At 39.2% G+C, this 17,426-nt stretch carries 19 protein-coding genes; 4 read left to right on the plus strand and 15 right to left on the minus strand.

The genetic code is table 11. The features are described 5' to 3' along the window. Positions 1–383 precede the first annotated feature (383 nt). On the minus strand, positions 384–1,673 hold the full coding sequence (locus E3K36_10655) for a site-specific integrase (GenBank protein MCF6155693.1): 1,290 nt from the start codon (positions 1,671–1,673) through the stop codon (positions 384–386). Positions 1,674–1,737: 64 nt separating this feature from the next. Beyond that, positions 1,738–2,187, minus strand: coding sequence for a hypothetical protein (locus tag E3K36_10660; GenBank protein MCF6155694.1), 450 nt, complete (start codon positions 2,185–2,187; stop codon positions 1,738–1,740). Positions 2,188–2,275: 88 nt separating this feature from the next. Between E3K36_10660 and E3K36_10665 the strand changes: the two genes are divergently transcribed. Continuing rightward, complete coding sequence (locus tag E3K36_10665; GenBank protein MCF6155695.1) at positions 2,276–2,470, plus strand: hypothetical protein; 195 nt, start codon at positions 2,276–2,278, stop codon at positions 2,468–2,470. Between the two features lie 258 nt (positions 2,471–2,728). Here E3K36_10665 and E3K36_10670 read toward each other — a convergent pair whose 3' ends face one another. The 11 genes from E3K36_10670 to E3K36_10720 form a co-directional block, all read right to left on the minus strand. After that, positions 2,729–3,511: a DNA adenine methylase gene (locus E3K36_10670; GenBank protein ID MCF6155696.1), complete on the minus strand. Its 783-nt coding sequence runs from the start codon at positions 3,509–3,511 to the stop codon at positions 2,729–2,731. Between the two features lie 113 nt (positions 3,512–3,624). Beyond that, positions 3,625–3,834 carry a DNA-binding protein gene (locus E3K36_10675; protein ID MCF6155697.1) on the minus strand — a complete coding sequence of 70 codons (210 nt, stop codon included), beginning with the start codon at positions 3,832–3,834 and terminating at the stop codon, positions 3,625–3,627. A 2-nt stretch (positions 3,835–3,836) separates the two neighbouring features. Further along, positions 3,837–4,067: a hypothetical protein gene (locus E3K36_10680; GenBank protein MCF6155698.1), complete on the minus strand. Its 231-nt coding sequence runs from the start codon at positions 4,065–4,067 to the stop codon at positions 3,837–3,839. Between the two features lie 203 nt (positions 4,068–4,270). Next, positions 4,271–4,573 (minus strand): hypothetical protein, encoded by a 303-nt coding sequence (locus E3K36_10685; GenBank protein MCF6155699.1) that lies wholly within the window; start codon positions 4,571–4,573, stop codon positions 4,271–4,273. Further along, a complete protein-coding gene (locus E3K36_10690) occupies positions 4,533–5,891 on the minus strand; it encodes a hypothetical protein (GenBank protein ID MCF6155700.1) in 1,359 nt (452 codons plus the stop codon). The genes E3K36_10685 and E3K36_10690 overlap by 41 nt, the downstream gene beginning before the upstream one ends. After that, positions 5,836–6,372, minus strand: a complete 537-nt coding sequence (locus E3K36_10695; protein MCF6155701.1) for a bifunctional DNA primase/polymerase — start codon at positions 6,370–6,372, stop codon at positions 5,836–5,838. Before E3K36_10695 ends, E3K36_10690 begins: the two co-directional genes overlap by 56 nt. A gap of 307 nt (positions 6,373–6,679) precedes the next feature. Further along, positions 6,680–7,912 carry a hypothetical protein gene (locus E3K36_10700; GenBank protein MCF6155702.1) on the minus strand — a complete coding sequence of 411 codons (1,233 nt, stop codon included), beginning with the start codon at positions 7,910–7,912 and terminating at the stop codon, positions 6,680–6,682. A 39-nt stretch (positions 7,913–7,951) separates the two neighbouring features. After that, complete coding sequence (locus E3K36_10705; protein MCF6155703.1) at positions 7,952–8,689, minus strand: DUF72 domain-containing protein; 738 nt, start codon at positions 8,687–8,689, stop codon at positions 7,952–7,954. Beyond that, positions 8,650–9,207, minus strand: a complete 558-nt coding sequence (locus E3K36_10710; protein ID MCF6155704.1) for a carboxypeptidase regulatory-like domain-containing protein — start codon at positions 9,205–9,207, stop codon at positions 8,650–8,652. Before E3K36_10710 ends, E3K36_10705 begins: the two co-directional genes overlap by 40 nt. Before the next feature lie 36 nt (positions 9,208–9,243). Further along, positions 9,244–9,489, minus strand: coding sequence for a type II toxin-antitoxin system RelE/ParE family toxin (locus tag E3K36_10715; protein ID MCF6155705.1), 246 nt, complete (start codon positions 9,487–9,489; stop codon positions 9,244–9,246). A gap of 10 nt (positions 9,490–9,499) precedes the next feature. Further along, positions 9,500–9,724 carry a hypothetical protein gene (locus E3K36_10720; GenBank protein ID MCF6155706.1) on the minus strand — a complete coding sequence of 75 codons (225 nt, stop codon included), beginning with the start codon at positions 9,722–9,724 and terminating at the stop codon, positions 9,500–9,502. A gap of 778 nt (positions 9,725–10,502) precedes the next feature. On the opposite strand from E3K36_10720, the gene E3K36_10725 reads away from it, so the two are divergent. Next, a complete protein-coding gene (locus E3K36_10725; protein ID MCF6155707.1) occupies positions 10,503–12,206 on the plus strand; it encodes a tetratricopeptide repeat protein in 1,704 nt (567 codons plus the stop codon). A 31-nt stretch (positions 12,207–12,237) separates the two neighbouring features. On the opposite strand, the gene E3K36_10730 is transcribed toward E3K36_10725, so the two are convergent. Beyond that, positions 12,238–13,812: a DEAD/DEAH box helicase gene (locus E3K36_10730; GenBank protein MCF6155708.1), complete on the minus strand. Its 1,575-nt coding sequence runs from the start codon at positions 13,810–13,812 to the stop codon at positions 12,238–12,240. A 528-nt stretch (positions 13,813–14,340) separates the two neighbouring features. Here E3K36_10730 and E3K36_10735 point away from each other — a divergent pair. Beyond that, entirely contained in the window at positions 14,341–15,822 is a 1,482-nt protein-coding gene (locus E3K36_10735; GenBank protein ID MCF6155709.1) for a transporter substrate-binding domain-containing protein, read from the plus strand. Next, the gene (locus tag E3K36_10740; protein ID MCF6155710.1) at positions 15,806–16,561 is read left to right on the plus strand and encodes an amino acid ABC transporter ATP-binding protein; all 756 of its coding nucleotides are present in this window, start codon (positions 15,806–15,808) and stop codon (positions 16,559–16,561) included. The genes E3K36_10735 and E3K36_10740 overlap by 17 nt, the downstream gene beginning before the upstream one ends. A gap of 76 nt (positions 16,562–16,637) precedes the next feature. On the opposite strand, the gene E3K36_10745 is transcribed toward E3K36_10740, so the two are convergent. Then, positions 16,638–17,384, minus strand: coding sequence for a hypothetical protein (locus E3K36_10745; GenBank protein ID MCF6155711.1), 747 nt, complete (start codon positions 17,382–17,384; stop codon positions 16,638–16,640). Positions 17,385–17,426: the final 42 nt, after the last annotated feature.

Genomic DNA, 17,426 nt, shown 5'->3' on the forward strand with positions numbered 1-17,426 from the left:
CAAAACACGAAGGTCACGAAGAAAAGCTTACAAAAAGGCATGAAAAAGAACCTTTTCATACCATGCCGTGCAAAAACTCCTTCAGTTTTATCTGCATCAGATCTATGTCTTGTAAATACGTTGTTACTTTCCAGTGTTGTAAAAAACCCGGTACTTTTGTCGTACCGAATCATAAAAAGATATCGAAAAATGGTGAAAAGGGACAAAGATTAAATTCCTTTGAATGACCCAGAGATTACTGGTAAAATCAAGGCATACCGAACACAGTAAACGCGCATAAAAGCCTGAAAACAGCCTGGAAATAACTATTTGTTATTTGCCTGTCTTCTGTAAGTCTTACCGCAACAAGAGTATATAAAAACCTGTATTTGCCCATGTCGTACTTATGCCGTACCCGCTTGGGATATCATCGGTGTTACAGCCCTTTCACTCATGGTTAGGATATGGTCTGTTAAAGCCTGTGATGCCTTTCTCTTACTATCTAATCCAATATGGGAATATTTCAAGGTCATACGCAGATCGCTATGTCTCAGCATTTCCTTTACGGTAACGGCGCCGGTTCCCAAGTCACCCTGTAAACTGGCGAAGGAATGTCTTAGACAGTGGTAAGTAAAGCCATGAATTCTCAGTTGTTCAAACAACTCTTTAAAATGCTTACTACGGCATGTAATGAGCGACTGGTTTATTTCTGAATCCTCAAACAGATTATTGCTTTTACAATTGCCCTTATAGCCTGTTAGTTCCTTTAGCATGAAATCGGACAAGGGAACAGTCACTTGTTTTCCTGTCTTGGATTGAGTAAGCGTTAACAGGTTTCTGGTAAAATCAAAATTATCCCATGTTAACTTTAATGTTTCGTTTAGCCGTAATCCACAAAACAAGCCAAGTAAGACTGCCATACGGTCACGGCCTTGTAATGTGTTCAACAATATACGTATCTCTGATTCAGATAAAACCCTGTCTCTGGACTGCATTGCCTTTAGCCGTTTAACGTCCTTACATGGGTTTCCATCAATGACGCCCTCTTTTATGGCCGTATTGTATAAATGCGACAGTATAGCCAGGTCATGATTAACCGTGATAGCACCTACTTTGTCTGTTTCCTGCCTGGAAAGCTTGAATCGCTCAACGATAAACGGTGTCAATTTATCCAGCCGATAATCCCCTAAATACTTCGTTAAGGCATTTACCGCCCGCTCTCTTCCAAGTCGTGTGTTTTCTTTATCACTTTTGTAATGCTCTAAATATCTTTGGCAATATTCGGCAAGGGTAGAAATAACCTTTTTCTTTGGCAATTGCAGTTTGCCACGTTCCCGATCACCAATAAACATAGCCAGTCGTTTCTCTGCTTCCGTCTTGTTCCTTACGTCCTTGAAGGTCAGGGATTGCCATTCCTTCCGATCGTCAAAGAATTCAATGCACCATGTCCCACAGGTCTTATACTGTCCGTTTTCCTTCTTAGGCCGATCCCCTGGACAATACTTCCCCTGTCTGCCATTACAGGGAATAGGCTTACATTGCTGGAAATATTTGCGATACCTAACAGCCATTGTTTCACCGTCCTTTCTGAAATAAAAAAGGCAACTAACACCCTGTAGGACGGTACAGGATGCCGTTGCCTTCGCTACCTGGTAAGCCGGGTACCAGGTATTATATTCATGCGTTCCGTCCAACGCCTCATTTTCCGTACGTCCTACCGTACCTTTTCAGTTATTGCAAGGATATTTTTATTTCTTTTCATGTCTTTTCATGAGTCTTTATTTCTTCTACATGTATTTCTTTTAAAAGTTCCTCTTTGCGTTTACGAATTTCCTCTAACGATGCTTGAAATGTGAATTGGTCGTGAATCTCCGTTGCCTGGCCTTTTGTAAGCCTATTGGCGTTAAAAACTTGCTGGAACGTATAAGCAGTATTATTGAGACTAGCCTTTTGTAAAGTCTCTGGGTCAAGCATCTTCTGTAACATCTCCATTTCAATACTGCTTAGAATAGCCGACTTGTTTTCTTCGTATGCCCGGAGTACATCAGGGTCTTTGAGAATAGCCAGAAACTTGGATAAACGTTGTTGTACCGCTTGTGCGCTGCAATCGAATCTTTTCCCTATTTCCTCAAAGGATAATCTATGCTTAATACGCAATTTTAACGCTTCCTCAACATCAATCTTTCGCTCAATTTTAGGTAATGGCATTGTTTACCTTTCTTATTGTTAACTGTTTTTATCTATCCTTTTTTCTTTTGACGTGTTTTAGTGAAATTGGTATTATTCTATGAGACGTATGAATGAGAAACAAAAGACCAATCTTGCCAAATTCTTTTACGATATAGCCAAGATTGATTTTGCTGCCTTAGTGGTAGCTCAATTTGCAAACCCTGCTAATTTAAAATACTGGATATTGGTTGTTGGAATAATAGCAACCATAATCCCGGTTATCGTTGGTCTCGTTATTGATAAACAGGAGACAGAAAAATGACAGGACTTGGAATTATTTACGCCATAGTGATCGTATCTTGCCTTATTTTTCTTGCCTGGTTGAAATACAGCCAGAAGCATTCTAAGCATACGCATTAATGCCATTGCAAGACCGTCCAGATCATCCAGCAAACCGCCCTTGTTAGTTCAAAACTTATCATCCAGAATAGAAAGTCATACCAATTCATATTCATTCCTTAATTGCCGGAAAATAAGGACTTCTGTTTAACTGTGAAGTTGCAGAGTAAAATTTCTTTCGTTACTGGCTTAGACTCACCTGTAGACTTGTGACTACCCTTAAAAGATTGATACTCATACCGATTCCAGCCCTTGTATAATTCATCGTATAGGCCATTCTGATAGTGTGAGACATAACTTTACCCTTTACCGCGCTCAAGAGTTCTGCAAGCTTATAGTGGCCTTCCTGGCTAAAGAAATCATTACCGTAATAGTGTTCTGCATTCAAATAAGGGGGGTCACAATAAAACAGGGTGTCTTGACTGTCATACCGTTTGATACATTCCGCATAAGGTAAATTCTCAACGGTAACGTTCTTAAGCCTTCTGGCTACATCCTCAAAGGTATCAATTGCCGTTCTAAATGATTGTGCTGGATTACGGCCAGTTACGGAAGGTATTGCAAACCCGCCCCGCTTCTGATCACCGGCAAAGGTAGTTTTATTGAGATAATACCACCATGCCGCCCTATCAATCTCATCTACAGGGATATTTCCAGCCTTCCACCTAAAACGTATATCTTGCCAGAGTTTTCTTGAATACAGCATGCTATCAAGTGTTTGTATCAGCTTTGACCTTTTCGTATCATTCCTTAAGAGTTCAAAGAAACCTATCAAATAACCGTCAATATCGTTTATAACTTCCACCTGAGAAGGTTCTTTGGCAAAAAATAAATGTCCAGCCCCGCAAAACGGTTCACAATAAAGTGTATGCTGTGGTATATGCTGGACAAGAAAATCCCGCAAATAGAATTTACCACCAAAGCGATTAACAGGACTCTTTAAGGCATTACTCATTTTTGTCATTCTTTATTTGTTCTGGTTTCTTTATACCTTTTTCAATAAGCAGTTCATCAAATATCTTTTCTTGCTCTCTCTGAAACTCAGCCCATTCCCTTTGGAGTTCTTCCTTGCTCTTTCTAATGTACATCATTTGCCCCTTGAATATGCGATTCAATCCACTTATCCAAGTCCTGACGTCTGAATCTGTTTAGCCGTCCGATTTTCACAAACGGTATTTCACGTTTCATACACATTTGATAGACCTTGCTAAGCTTAATACCTAAATAGTCACCCGCTTCTTGTGGGGTAAGAAGCTTGCCGTTGAATTTTTCTATTTTCTCATCCATATTTAGCCCTCTTTATTAAGTTTTATATGTCCTTTTGCCTTTTGAAGTATGTTTACCAATTCGCTTATTTTTGCAGGTGGTAACGTTATACCTTTCTTCGTGAAACACCATTCGTCTTTATCGTTCAAGAAAAAGGTACGAATGTCCAGGTAATCAAAGCCCTTGTATTCCTTCATAGACACCAGTATCTTTTCACCTTCCTTCTTACAAATTTCGCCTATCACGTTCGACATTTTTTTTTACCTCTCAAAAAGTTAAAGCTGAATAAATCAAAACAAATAAAAGAAAATCAAAATAACTTCGTACCCTTACGTACCCTTGTACCCATAAGTCTGGAAAGTCCCTATACGAGAAAAATCTAAAAAACTTTAGAGAATTAAGGGTACATGGGTACGCATGGGTACGGATTTCACGTTTGTTTAATGCCGATACCTTTTCAAAAATTACCCCCTGATTTCACTTTTTCTAAACCCCGTTCTGCCAACCGTAATCCAAAAATACGTTGCGTTAACAGGAATTCACCATTACTTTCACACCATTTTTTATATAATTCATACAGGTCGCCTGCTTTAGCTTTTACCTCTGGTGTTAAAATGCAACATTCTGAAAGAAACGCCCCGATAACGTCCATTTCCTCACGACAACTATTCGTTGCGGATTTTACCTCATCGGGTGTTTGCAGTCCAATGCGCTGCCATTCAAGGCAACCCTGGACAGCCCAAACAAGTATCCCAGGCATTTCGTCTTTCAACTTCTCCAAAAGTTTGGGATCCTTTTTGTCTTCTGGAATGGTTACGGTAAATGGAATTAGCCGAATACGTCTCCTTGATATTAGGCTTATGGTTAGCGGCCAGCCATATCTTGAATGTTGGTCGAAAGTCGAAATACTCACCGAAAAGGAATCTTGCCGTAATGGTATCCCCGCCTGTTAGCTGTTTGATTAATACTTCAGCCAGTCGCCTTTCGCCTTCTGTTTCAACAGCTGAAATAAATCGTTTGCCTGTCATCCTTGCCAGGTCGTTTCGAATTGTTTCGTTTTTTCTGATAAGAAATGTTTCAAAATCCGCAGCCTGTGCATAGTCACCAAGCAACATCCCTAAACATGCCAAGAAAGTAGTTTTGCCGTTACTTCCTGTACCATGTAAAAGAAAAAGGCATTGTTCGGAAACATCACCTGTCAGGGCATACCCAATAGCCCTCTGCAAATACCGAATAAGGTCGTAATTCCAATTAAAAATGGTTTCAAGAAATTCAATCCATGTCGGACAGGGAGCTCTTGGATTGTATTCGGCAGGTATTATCTTCGTGATGAAGTCTTTCGGATCATGCGGTTTGAGTATTCCCGTTTTCAGGTCAATCAATCCATTAAGGCAATTTAGAAAGTATGCACCAACGTCAAGCTCTTGTGGTGAAATCGGAATACCCGGTTCACTTTGTGCAAGCGATACCATAGCATTTAATCTATGTTCTGATTCGCTAAATACTGCCCACTTAGCTATACTCTGCCGTTGTTGTGTATCGATGATCGTTGCTGCTTCCGTGTAGATTTGTTTAACGGTGTCCTTTGCAAGTCTCAGAATTTGGCCATTATTGTCAATGTGCCAGGTCTTGTCGTCCCAAATAAGCCATTTCTTCCAGGCAAAGCAATATCGGATTATGTGTCCGTATTGTGAAACCAGCCTTTTGGCGTTACCCAAATCAGTACAATTAAAACTAACAATTCCCGTTAGTTCATATCTATAAGCAGAATTGAGAATATTTTTAACTTCTGTTTCTGACAATGGCGGATTACACCGCTTTTGGTTTTCAGCTTCCAATGTGGATAATGCCGTATCATAGGACACATCCTTTGCCCTGAGACTACAGGCAAGCTTAAATAGCGTATCATTCCGTTGACCTTCGGGGATAGAATTATTTGCCGTTCTCGGAACAGTTATCTTTTCGCTGATATTCCGTCTGTTAAACACCCATGACGGCACTTCTGGCAAGACTATATCTGGATTAACACCATTCATAACGCCTCCCGCTAATATGTACACTGGGTGGGGCAACGACATAACCACCCTCTGCCTTTATATCGACCTTATTGACGAAGCCTGGCTGCGTTTTTATCGGCGTCTTTGACTTAAAATAGTAATGTACCCCCCGGCCTGTTCTCACGCATGGTACTGATTCATTTTGCAAGTCTTTAATACGTTCCCGACCTAAAGCCTCAAAGCCCTCATCGCCGTCAACATCGATGACCACAAGACCACTTTTACCACCAGTCACAAGACCGATATTGCTTGGTAAAGCTGATTCTTTCGGCCACCACTTTTTAATCTGCTCAATATCTGATGTGGCGTCCTTTAGTCCATTTTTAGTTTTTGGATGTTTACCTGGACTTTCACAATCTTTAGCCATGCCACAGGTACAATAGCCTTTCTGGTTAATTGTGTGTAATGGAATGACTGGCCACCCTAACGCTGCATAATCCAAAGCATATTTTAAAAATACTTCGCTTTCTGTTTCGTTGGTAAAATGATTTCTTTCAGGCATTTCTACTGTCTCCTGAACACTCACATTTTTTATTTTTCAAGAAAGCCTCAATCGCATTCCTAAGAGTTTCTGATCTGGATTGCCCCATTTTTCTGCTAACCTCAGTTAGTTCCCTATGCATTTTCGTTGGAATCAAACCTTGAACAAATCTGTAACCGTCTTTTACAACCATAACTTAAACCCCCAAATAAAAAAATCCTTCGCAAATAAAATCGTTAAGACAACGACCAATCTGCGAAGGATTTTATTAATTTATTAATACTTTTGCAAAATTATCGGGCAATAGCTTTAATCAGGAATAAAGCCATTACCTATCAGTTGTTGGTTTTAAATGATCATCAATGGTTTCTCCGTTTCTTACCGCTTCTTTAGCCATAATCTTGGCTTCTTCTTTAGGATAGCCACGTTCTTCGAAGTAATGAGTAAGTTTAGAAATTTTATTATTTACCTCACTTATTTTTTTACGCCTCTTGCATTCTTGTGAAGCCTTACTATTCTTTTTTCTGGAAGGTTGATTAAATATGTCTTCGCATCCTTTACAATACTTTCTAGGCTGTCCTTTGCTTTTAATTCTTATAAAGAATGTCCCACATAACGGGCATTGCTTTAAACGTGAGTGTAATTCCTTATTGTTAATTCCGAAATCCAGAATACAGGCATAAATCGCATGTGGTATCATACCGTAGTGTGGAAATGGTTTTTTATATTGCATACTATCCATTACCAGAGTATTCCTACCTCTGTATTTCCTTCCATCAAATGTTTCCTCGTCTTCTGCCGGTAATTCGTCCTCTTTCCACCATTCCAAATAAGGTTTTCTGATTGTTTCCATATAACTCTGTAAAACTTCACTTGCAGGACGTTCGTTATCATAAGTTTTTGTATTCCATACGAGATTAGCAAGAATTCTGGATAATTCACCCCGTATATCTAGTAATTGGCTGTAAAACCTATTTTCAAAATGTAGTTTCCATTCGTCAGAGAAGTTAAAACTTCCGGGAGGTTTAATTTCTGGGTTTAAAGATGACAAAGGACGTCCATCTTCCGTAACGAGTTCATCGCCTCTTTTAGGTGTTATTCCAGCTTTTAAAAAGAATTCCTTAAAATCCTTAAGACTTGGAGCAGCATTAATGCCGCCAAATATTATATCTTTTTTTGAATCGAGTCTTTTTAGTACTTCCGAATTGTTTTGCTTTGGAACAATTTTTTCACTTTTTTTGACCATATCCTCATAATAATCTATTAGTTCATGGTGTTCCTCTAGTAATTTTTTGCGCCTTTCTCTTAACTTTTTAAGTTCTTCTTCTATCTTGGAAATGTTAATAGTTGGCTTCTTTTTTATGATCTGCCATTCATAGCCTGTAACTTTGTTTATGATTCTGTCGTGTTCGAGTACAAGGTGTGATACATCCTGTGGCAATGGTGGACGCTTAAGGTATCTGCGTTCATAAGGAAACATATACTGGTTGGGATGCCCAGGTTTACTCTTTATGTTGAGAAAATCTAAAACCCATTGAACGGTCTCTGGTATGTCTTCCATCTGTCATTTCTCCAATAAATGACTCTCCAAGAGTAAGAATTAAGGGAAACCGTTGGAGTCGGCTTTTCCCTCAATTAACTTTAACATCTCAATTGCATTTTTAACCGACTTCCCTGCATGGCAGTTAATAAACAGAACTAAGGTATTCCTGGTAGTGCCGGATATATTCTTTATATCGGGTACGAAAGACTTCAATTCTTCTGACGTGTACAGATAGTCATATCGTTCTGCTACTGATGCATCAAACCAGTTCGTATTCCTGCCATGAAACCTGAAGTATCCCAGGTCGGTTGTTGCCGTTGGATTATATGGCATAAGACCTTTGAGTTTGGGTTCGTCTACGATACAGTATCCAATATTGTTCTCTTTAAGAAATGTCAGACCTCTTTCGCTATGCCAGTAATAGTTCCTAAACTCTACCAACAACGGTATGTCTTTCAGTCTCTCTTTGAAAGTCAGGAGGTAGTTATAGTTGTCCTTTACTGCATGAAAGCTATAGGGGAATTGAGCAAGGACTGCGGTTAGCCGGTTCTCTTTCTTTAAAGGTTCGATGGCATATAAGAAGCGGTCAAAGGCATCTTTATTATCAATGAATGCCCCTGTATCTTTATCCCGTATCTCATGGGTCATGGACTTATGCGCCTTGACGGTAAACTCAAAATTGGGAGACGTCTTTTTTAGCATGCCTTCAAAGGATTTTGGGGAGGGAATTGTATAATACGTGGAGTTAATTTCGGTTATTTTAAATCCAAGATGCTGTTCGTAATACGGAAGCATCTCTCCCTTCTTGATATTGTCAGGGCTTTTCCTGTGATATTGTTCCCATTTTGCTCCAGGTATGCGGTGACTGAATCACTACCCCATTCTGGAATTGTTAAATATCCTTTCCAAGTACCGGCAATATTTATTTGTGTTGAAGTTGCTATCGGTGTTGGTGTTGGCGTTGGTGTTGATGGTAGTTTTATTAATGTAACTCTTTCTAATTGATAGCTATACTCGGCTGATACAGTAGTAAAATCTATTTCTTTTGTTAGGCTCTGATATCCTGATTTTTCATACTTAAATGTATATTTTTGTGGTTTAATACCTTCGTAAAAACTGCCAAGAGTATACCAACCATTTGCATTTGTAGTGTCAGTAAATATATTATAATTATCTTTTGTGCTTACTTTAACATTTTCCAATGGTACATCATTTTCATCGTAGACATAACCATAAACTTGTAAGTCCGCATACGCATTTATCTGTGTGAATAAAACGAAAATGAATAATATTCCCCAAGTTAACCTTTTCATTTTTAACTCCTTAAGTCTTGTATACGAATCACATGCTTATTTATAAATATCCCGCCTGTGCCCTATTTTGTGTACGGTAATAACTTTCTTGTTATGGTCTATTTCATAAATAATTCTATAGTCTCCAACTTGTAATTTATAGAAATCAGCAAGGTTACCATGTAAGTGCAATAGGTTTAATGCCTCAACATTCTCAGAAAGCCATTTTAATTTGCTGGTAATTCTTTTCGCCGTTCTTTTCTCAATTTTTGATAACTCATCAATTGCTTTTGGTTGAATGATTACGCGGTACTTATTCAAGCCCCAGTTCCTTTACTACCGTTTCAAGTGGGATTCCCTTTTCTTTCTTCTTTTTTGATTTCAGCAATTCCTTTTCAACCTCTGGTCTCAATTCAAATCCATAATCAGGATCGATAACCTCTAAGACCGTGTCTTTTATAAGTTTCTTAAACTCTCTCACAGTCATATCACTTATTTTTTTATCTGATATTTTTTTACCTAATGTCTTTGAAGCCATTTCTTTTCCTCTTTATTCCAACAAAAAAGGCCAATTGCAGAAGGTCATGGCTTCCACAATCAGCCTTTTTTACATGGATGTTTCCATCCAATCTAATCACCGTCCTGTATGACCATGACTCATAACAGGTACAGGTTGTTTTGCCGGTATTCTAACAACTTTACTCTACTTGTCAAACCAAATACATCTTATCAAAGGTCTTAATTAACCTCTTAAATTCAAAAATACCCACCAAAAAGCTTTGGAAAACACATGTTTTTAACAGTCGGATTGCTTACATCGACCTAAACCACGTTTGCCATACTTAGGATCGTTTTTATCGCATTAAAACGCTATTTTAAACAGCAAAAATATTCCATCCCGCCGTTTTCCATGCAACCTGAAATGCGAAAATTTTTCGCTTAAACCCTTTTTGCTGTTTTTCTATCACAAGGGGGTATTATTAAAAATGTCCATGCATGTAATGTCCATACCCCCCTTATTCATGTCGTACTTATGCCGTACCTAATCATAAAAACATAGCAAAACTGGTAAAAACATACAAGAAGTAAATTCCCTTGCATGACTTGAAAATGCTGATAGAATCAAAAGAAATTAGAAAATATCAAAAGACATAGAAAAGCCTGAAAACAGCCTGGAAATAACTATTTGACATTAAGATACTACTTTGATAGATTGAATTTTTAAATATTTACGACATAGAGTTTTCTATGACGGGATATAACACAGTAATAATCAACGTTTATATCCGTCCATTATTTTGCTTCCTAAAAATATCGTGAAAAGAAATAAACAACTCTGGATATATCTCTTGCTGGCCATTCTTCCCATAGCATGCAGAACACCTTATTATGCCAAGGCGGAAAAGAAACCCAAGGGGGGGTATCTGAATTCGATTACTGACAAGTTCACCGGAGCAACTACACCAGGACAGCACAAGACCGTGGGGATTTCTTACTTCAAAAAAGGAATGACAGAAGAGGCCTTGGAGGAATTGAAGCTGGCTGCCGAAGGAATAAAAGAAGATGGTGAAGTGCGTCATTATTTGGGAAAGGTTTATTATGAAAATGACAAATTGGACGAAGCCATTGCCGAGTTGCTTGCTGCCATATCTTACTATAAACCGAATCAAATAACAGAAAGAGCAGATGCTTACAACGACCTTGGTCTCGCTTACAAAAAGAAGAATGCGTTTACGGAGTCTGTCTCAGCATTTAAAGAAAGTATTGAGTTGGATCCTTCCGTAGCAGATACACACTATAATTTAGCACTCCTCTATTACGAAGAAGATATAATGAACGAATGCATCACTCATCTCAAAAGGGCAATCAAAATCGACCCGAAAGAAGCCGATGCCCATTTCATGCTGGGATTAGCATATTACAAGAAGACATCAATTGACAAGGCTATGGATGAATTTAAACAAGCACTTGATTTAAATCCTAAAGATGCAGAGGCCCGCAATTATCTCGGCATATTGTATTATGAACAGGGCAATCTTGAAAAGTCAATCAGTGAACACAAATCTGCCATTCAATTGAATAGAAATTATACCGAGGCTTTTAATAACCTGGGGGTTGCGCTCTATGCAAAGGGTGATCTCCGTGAGGCAGCAGATGCTTTTCAAAAGGTGTTGGAATTAGAGCCAAAATTTGCAGAAGCACACTATAGCCTTGGACTCATCTATAGCGAAGAAGGCAGACCTGAAGATGCAGTAGCCTCCCTGGAAAAAGCAATCAAGCTTAATCCAAAAATTGCTGAGGCGCACGTTAAGCTTGGTGAGGTTTATACGGAAAAGGATATGTTAGAAGAGGCATTGTCAGAATACAACAAGGCCATCGATGTCAAGCCCAATTATGCAGAGGCCTATTACAATTCCGGCGAACTCTTTGCTACTGTGGGGAAACATGAAAAATCAATTGCTGCCTGGAGGAAGACCGTTGAGTTTAATCCCAAAAATACGGATGCCTATTTTAATCTGGGGGTGGCATATTATAACCAGAACAGGCTGGATAAGGCCATTTCCATGTGGAACAAAGTTCTTGAAATAAACCCAACCGATTTCGACGCCCAGACCAGTCTCGCTGACGTTTATGATATACAGGGTTTAACAGACCAGGCCATACAAACCTGGGAAAAGGTCACAGAAATCTATCCCGATCATGCAGAGATATACTATAAATTGGGCAATGCCTATGCGAAAAAAGATATGCATACTACTGCCATTCCTTGCTGGGAAAAGGCGGTTGAAATCGATCCGAATATTGCGAATGCCTTTTTCAATCTTGGGCTTGTTTATCAAAAGATCGGCAAACAGGACGAGGCCATTGATGCCTATAAAAAGGTTTTGGATATCAATGCGGATGATATAGATGCTCATAAAAATTTAGGTTTGCTTTACCAGGAAAAGGGTATGCATGTGGAGGCCGAGTCTGAATTTGCTATTTGCGACAAATTGAAATCTCACCAAGAGATTCGGTGACTATTTTATTATTGAATAGTTGTAAACATTCTCATCTTTTTGCTCTTTCAACAATTGGCCTTTTCCTGCCTTTTTTCTTTTTAAAAATATTCAGTATTATTTCTGCTTCTTCGAAAGGAACTGTTATAAAAGAGAATTTATCAAATATTTGAATATCTTTTATTTTTTCTCTATAAACTCTGGCTTGCTGTTTTATGAAGTCCGCTAATTTTTTGGGAGTCATACCGTCGATTTTTCCTAATCCTACAAAGAGCCTTGATGTCCCTTTTCTATCAATAGAAACATCTCTTATTTCATTATAATTACTTTCATCCAGTTCATCCTGAAAGGAATGTTTTAAAAGGGCAGCCAGAATCTTTTCTGCCTCATTTTCCTTCAGCATTTCTTGTGCAAGTCCAAGATATCCATTCATATCTTCTGACTTAATAATATTTGCAAGTTGTATCTTTATCCTGGATTTTTTTTGATTTATCACATCTGCTATTTTCGGCAGTTTTTCTTTTCGAATGTCAGTTTTTGCAAACTTTTTAATAAAAACAAGTCTTCTATATTCATCGGGCGTAACAAAAGTTATGGCAGTCCCTTCCTTTCCAGCCCTACCCGTTCTTCCTATTCTATGGACATACGATTCAGGGTCCTGAGGTAAGGAGTAGTTTATTACGTGCGTTAAGTTATGAATATCTATACCCCTGGCGGCAACATCTGTAGCCACCAGGATATTAATTCTTTGCTTTCTGAATTTCTGTAATATTATTTCTCTCTGATTTTGAGAGATATCTCCATGCAACGCTTCTGCGTCATACCCTCTTTCTATAAGCTTATTTGCTACAGTATCAACATCAATCTTCGTTCTGCAAAATACCAGGCCGTAAAATTCGTGTTCAAAATCTACGATCCTGCATAATGCATCAAATTTATCTGAAGGTGCTACTTCAAAATATATCTGATCTGTTAAATTTGTTGTAAGCTGCTCTTTTTTTACTCCAATCATCTCATATTTTTTCATATACTTTTCTGCTATACTTATTATTTTCCCTGGCATTGTAGCGGAAAAGAGCAGCATTCTCTTCATTGAACCGGTATTTTTAATAATTTCTTCCACATCGTCAATAAATCCCATATTTAACATTTCATCTGCTTCGTCCAGGACTAAATATGATATATTTTTCAGCACGAGACTTTTTCTTTTTATATGATCCAATATCCTTCCGGGAGTCCCTACCACTACATCAATCCCTTTTTTCAACCTCCTAAACTGTTCTTCTATTGACTGGCCTCCATAAATAGGCGCGATCTGCAGCAGTTTTTGTCCTTTATAAGAGTTTAACTCTTCTGAGACCTGGATAGCCAACTCTCTTGTTGGAACAAGAATAAGTGCCTGAACAATTTTTGATTTTTCTTTTATCCCTTCAAGTATGGGGAGTCCGAATGCTGCAGTCTTTCCTGTTCCTGTTTGTGCCTGCCCGATAATATCTACTTCTCCTGTCATGAGGGCCGGGATAGTCTTTTGCTGGATTGGAGTAGGCTCTTCAAAGCCTTTTTTCCTTAATGCATCTAACGTGTTTTCTGATAAACCCAATAGTCTAAATTTTTCTAATTTCTCCATAGTATTCTTTCAAATGTAAAATATTTTCTAAGTGCTTTCAATTGATTTCGGGAAATGAACAGGTATAATAAACACCTTGTATTTACAGCAGATTTTAGATCGATTTGGCTCAGCCTTGATATACCTTCTAGTTTATTGTGGGGAAGTAGAATGACTGCCTGCAGGATATAAGAAGAATTTCTTTCCTTGAGAGTTCCTTCTCATTTCTGTCAATAGTCCATGAAAACCTGAAAAACTCAAGGGTTTTTCTTTGAGATGCAATCGAAACCTGGAACCGTTTTGTCCTTTTGCAACCTGTTGAGGCTTTTATCAGGAAGGTAACTATTATTCCGCAAGAACTCTTTTGTAAAAATCACTTCCTCAAAAACAATGCCCGTCGTATAAAAGACGGCGTGTTTAGACCGACAAGATTATAGCCTAAATTCCTTTCTATTTCAAGGATTTATCTTGAGAAGATTTCATGAATGACTTATATTTGTTGCTATGAAGTATAGACTTTTTATAATTCGATACCTTGCTTTATTACAGATTTGCCTTTCGGTACTTTATTTGTCCATAACCAATGCATTTGCACATCAAAATACCCTTGAAAAGATAAAGAGTTCTGGTGTGATAACCTGGGGATTTGACGCAGAAGGGGGTGCCCCGTATGTATTTCACGATCCCGCACACCCTTCAAAAATCATCGGTTTTGAGGTAGAGCTTGTTGAGGCCATTGCCAGGGAATTGGGAGTAAAGGTACAACACTTCCAGAACGCATGGGACAACATCCTGCTTTCCCTCCAACGGGGGGATTTTGATATAGCGCTTAATGGTATTGAAGTTACTCCGGATAGGGCTCAGTCTGTATTGTTTACCCGCCCGTACTATGTGTATGCCCTGCAGATAGTTGTCCGCGCATCAGATAATCGCATCAATCGTCTGGAAGACCTTCGGGGCAAAAAGGTTGGTACCTTGTATAACACGGAAGCCAGGCGTCTCCTTGAAGAGATGGCAGGTGTTACCGTTAACACGTACAGTGGACAGGTGGAACCATTCAAAGATCTTTCTTTAAACCGTATTGATGCCGTCTTCGTAGATTTACCCATTGCAGCTTATTATGCCATGCCTAACCCGCAGTTGCGTATGGTGGACGCTCCGGTGGGTGAGGGGTACTATGCCATTGCCCTCCGGAAAGAAGATACAGCATTGGCCGATGAGTTAAACAAAATCATTGAGAGACTCTCGAAATCAGGGGAATTAAAAAAGATCTATAGCCATTGGGGGTTATGGAATGCCTCACAAGAAAAGCTCTTTTTGCATAAGGGGCGTTTACAAAAATACACAGAAAGTCCTCCGTCTGCTTCTGAAAAGACACCTGTTGCCGTAACCAGATTTTTACCTACCTTGTTAAAAGGAGCGCTGGTTACCGTAGGTATCTCCGTTTTGTCTATGATGCTGGCCATTATTCTGGGGCTTGTTCTCGTGGTTATGAGATTATACGGGAATAAGTGGTTACAGATGATTTCTACGGCCTATATTGAGATTTACCGCGGAACTCCGCTTCTTATTCAGTTGTATATCTTGTATTATGGCTTGCCGAACATTGGTATTGCCATGAGTGCCTTTGCCGCTGCAATCCTTGGGTTGGGTATGAACTACGCTGCTTATGAAGCTGAAATTTATCGTTCGGGTATCCAGGCTATCCCCAGAGGCCAAACCGAGGCTGCCCTTTCGCTAGGGATGTCGAGAAGTCTGACCTTAAAACGAATCATCCTGCCACAGACGTTCCGCATTACCATACCACCCATGACCAATGATTTTATTGCCTTGTTTAAAGATTCGTCCCTGGTCTCCGTCATTGCTATAACTGAACTCACAAAGAGTTATAGCATATTGGCGTCAGCCTCGATGGATTTTTTTAAATTGGGAATTATTACAGCACTCCTCTATTTTGGTATGAGCTATCCCCTTTCTCTGTATTCCAGAAAATTAGAAAAAAAACTAAAATCTCATGATAAAAATTTGTAATCTATTCAAGAAATATGATCATCAACCCTTATTTCAAGGACTGAATTTGGTAATAGAAAGAGGAAGTGTTGTTACCATTATTGGGCCGTCTGGCAGCGGCAAGAGCACACTCTTGAGGTGTATTAATGGATTAGAAACGTTTCAAAGGGGCACCATAACAGTAGATGGTCAAAAACTTTACGGCTTTCATGAACAGGGTTACCATAAGGAACAAGAAACCATCACGGTAAAAAACATACGACGGAAGGTAGGAATGGTCTTTCAGCAATTTAATCTTTTTCCACACATGACAGTGCTACAGAACATAACTGTTACGCCGATTTTTGTACTGGGTGTTCATCAAACTGAGGCCGAGTCAAATGCCTTCTCGTTACTCAAGAAGGTACATCTGGAGGAAAAGGCCACAAAATATCCCGGGCAGCTATCAGGTGGTGAACAGCAGAGGGTGGCTATTGCACGTGCCCTGGCAATGAAGCCTGAAGCAATGCTCTTTGATGAACCAACATCTTCCCTTGATCCTGAGATGATTGAAGAGGTGCTCCTGGTTATCAAGGATCTGGTATCGGAGGGGATGACTACGATAATTGCGACGCACGAAATGGGTTTTGCAAGGGATATTTCGACACAGGTGATCTTTTTAGAGAAGGGAGAAATTGTGGAACAGGGGAATCCTAATGTGCTATTTTTCACCCCCAAAAGTGACAGGACGAAGGTGTTTCTCAGTCGTTTCATGAAGTGAAACTTACCGCTCTTGCATTTGAGAAATTGACCATACTTGACATTCCATCTTCCTTTCGTTAGGAACAAACAACAAACTATTTTTCCGAAATAGATTTAATCTTTTCTTTTGCTATTTCAATATTAAATTTTGCCTCAAGATTCTCAGGGTCAATTACAAGCACTTCCTCCCATTTACCAATCGCTTCTTTATAATACCCTTCCCTGTAAAGAGTTAGTGCTTCATCCAACAGCTTCTGTGATGCCTCTTTTTCTTGGTTTGCAGCTATTGCCTCTATTTTTTCATCTTCTTCTGATTTTCTTTCAGCCGTTATCTCTTTAATCATCTCCCGTCCCTGCTCAACCATCTCTTTTGCCTCTTCTTTCATGGCCTCAGCTTGTTGATCAATCTTCGAACCAATAAGACGGGACCTCTGGGTCTGAAGACTCAAGAACTGGTTTTGCAAATCGGTTTTTGCTTTTTCAATATCAGTTAGCTTCTTTTCAAGATCGTTTATACTTTTTTGCGTCTCAGTGAGAATGGTTTCATAAGAGCTATCCTTCATCTCAACCCTGGAATTTAATCCATCCAGAGCGCTCTGAAGCTTCGAGTAATTTGTGTCCGCATCTGCAGCTCTTTGTGAAAGCTCTTCAATACGTTCTCCCAGATTTTGAGCAAAGCTGTTTAGATTCGATAATCCTTGCTCAAGATCCTGTATTCTTTGGTCGACCATAGCCAGACGGTCATCTTGGGGCGCTGACAATTTTGTAGAAAGTCCCGCACATCCCACTGACAATGAAGCTATACCCAAACTTATAAAAGTTAACAGAATACCTTTTTTCATAATTTATCCTTTTAGTTGTATTCGTAAGCGGAGGGATAAGAA

The organism is Candidatus Brocadia sp., assembly GCA_021646415.1.
GTDB lineage: Bacteria > Planctomycetota > Brocadiia > Brocadiales > Brocadiaceae > Brocadia.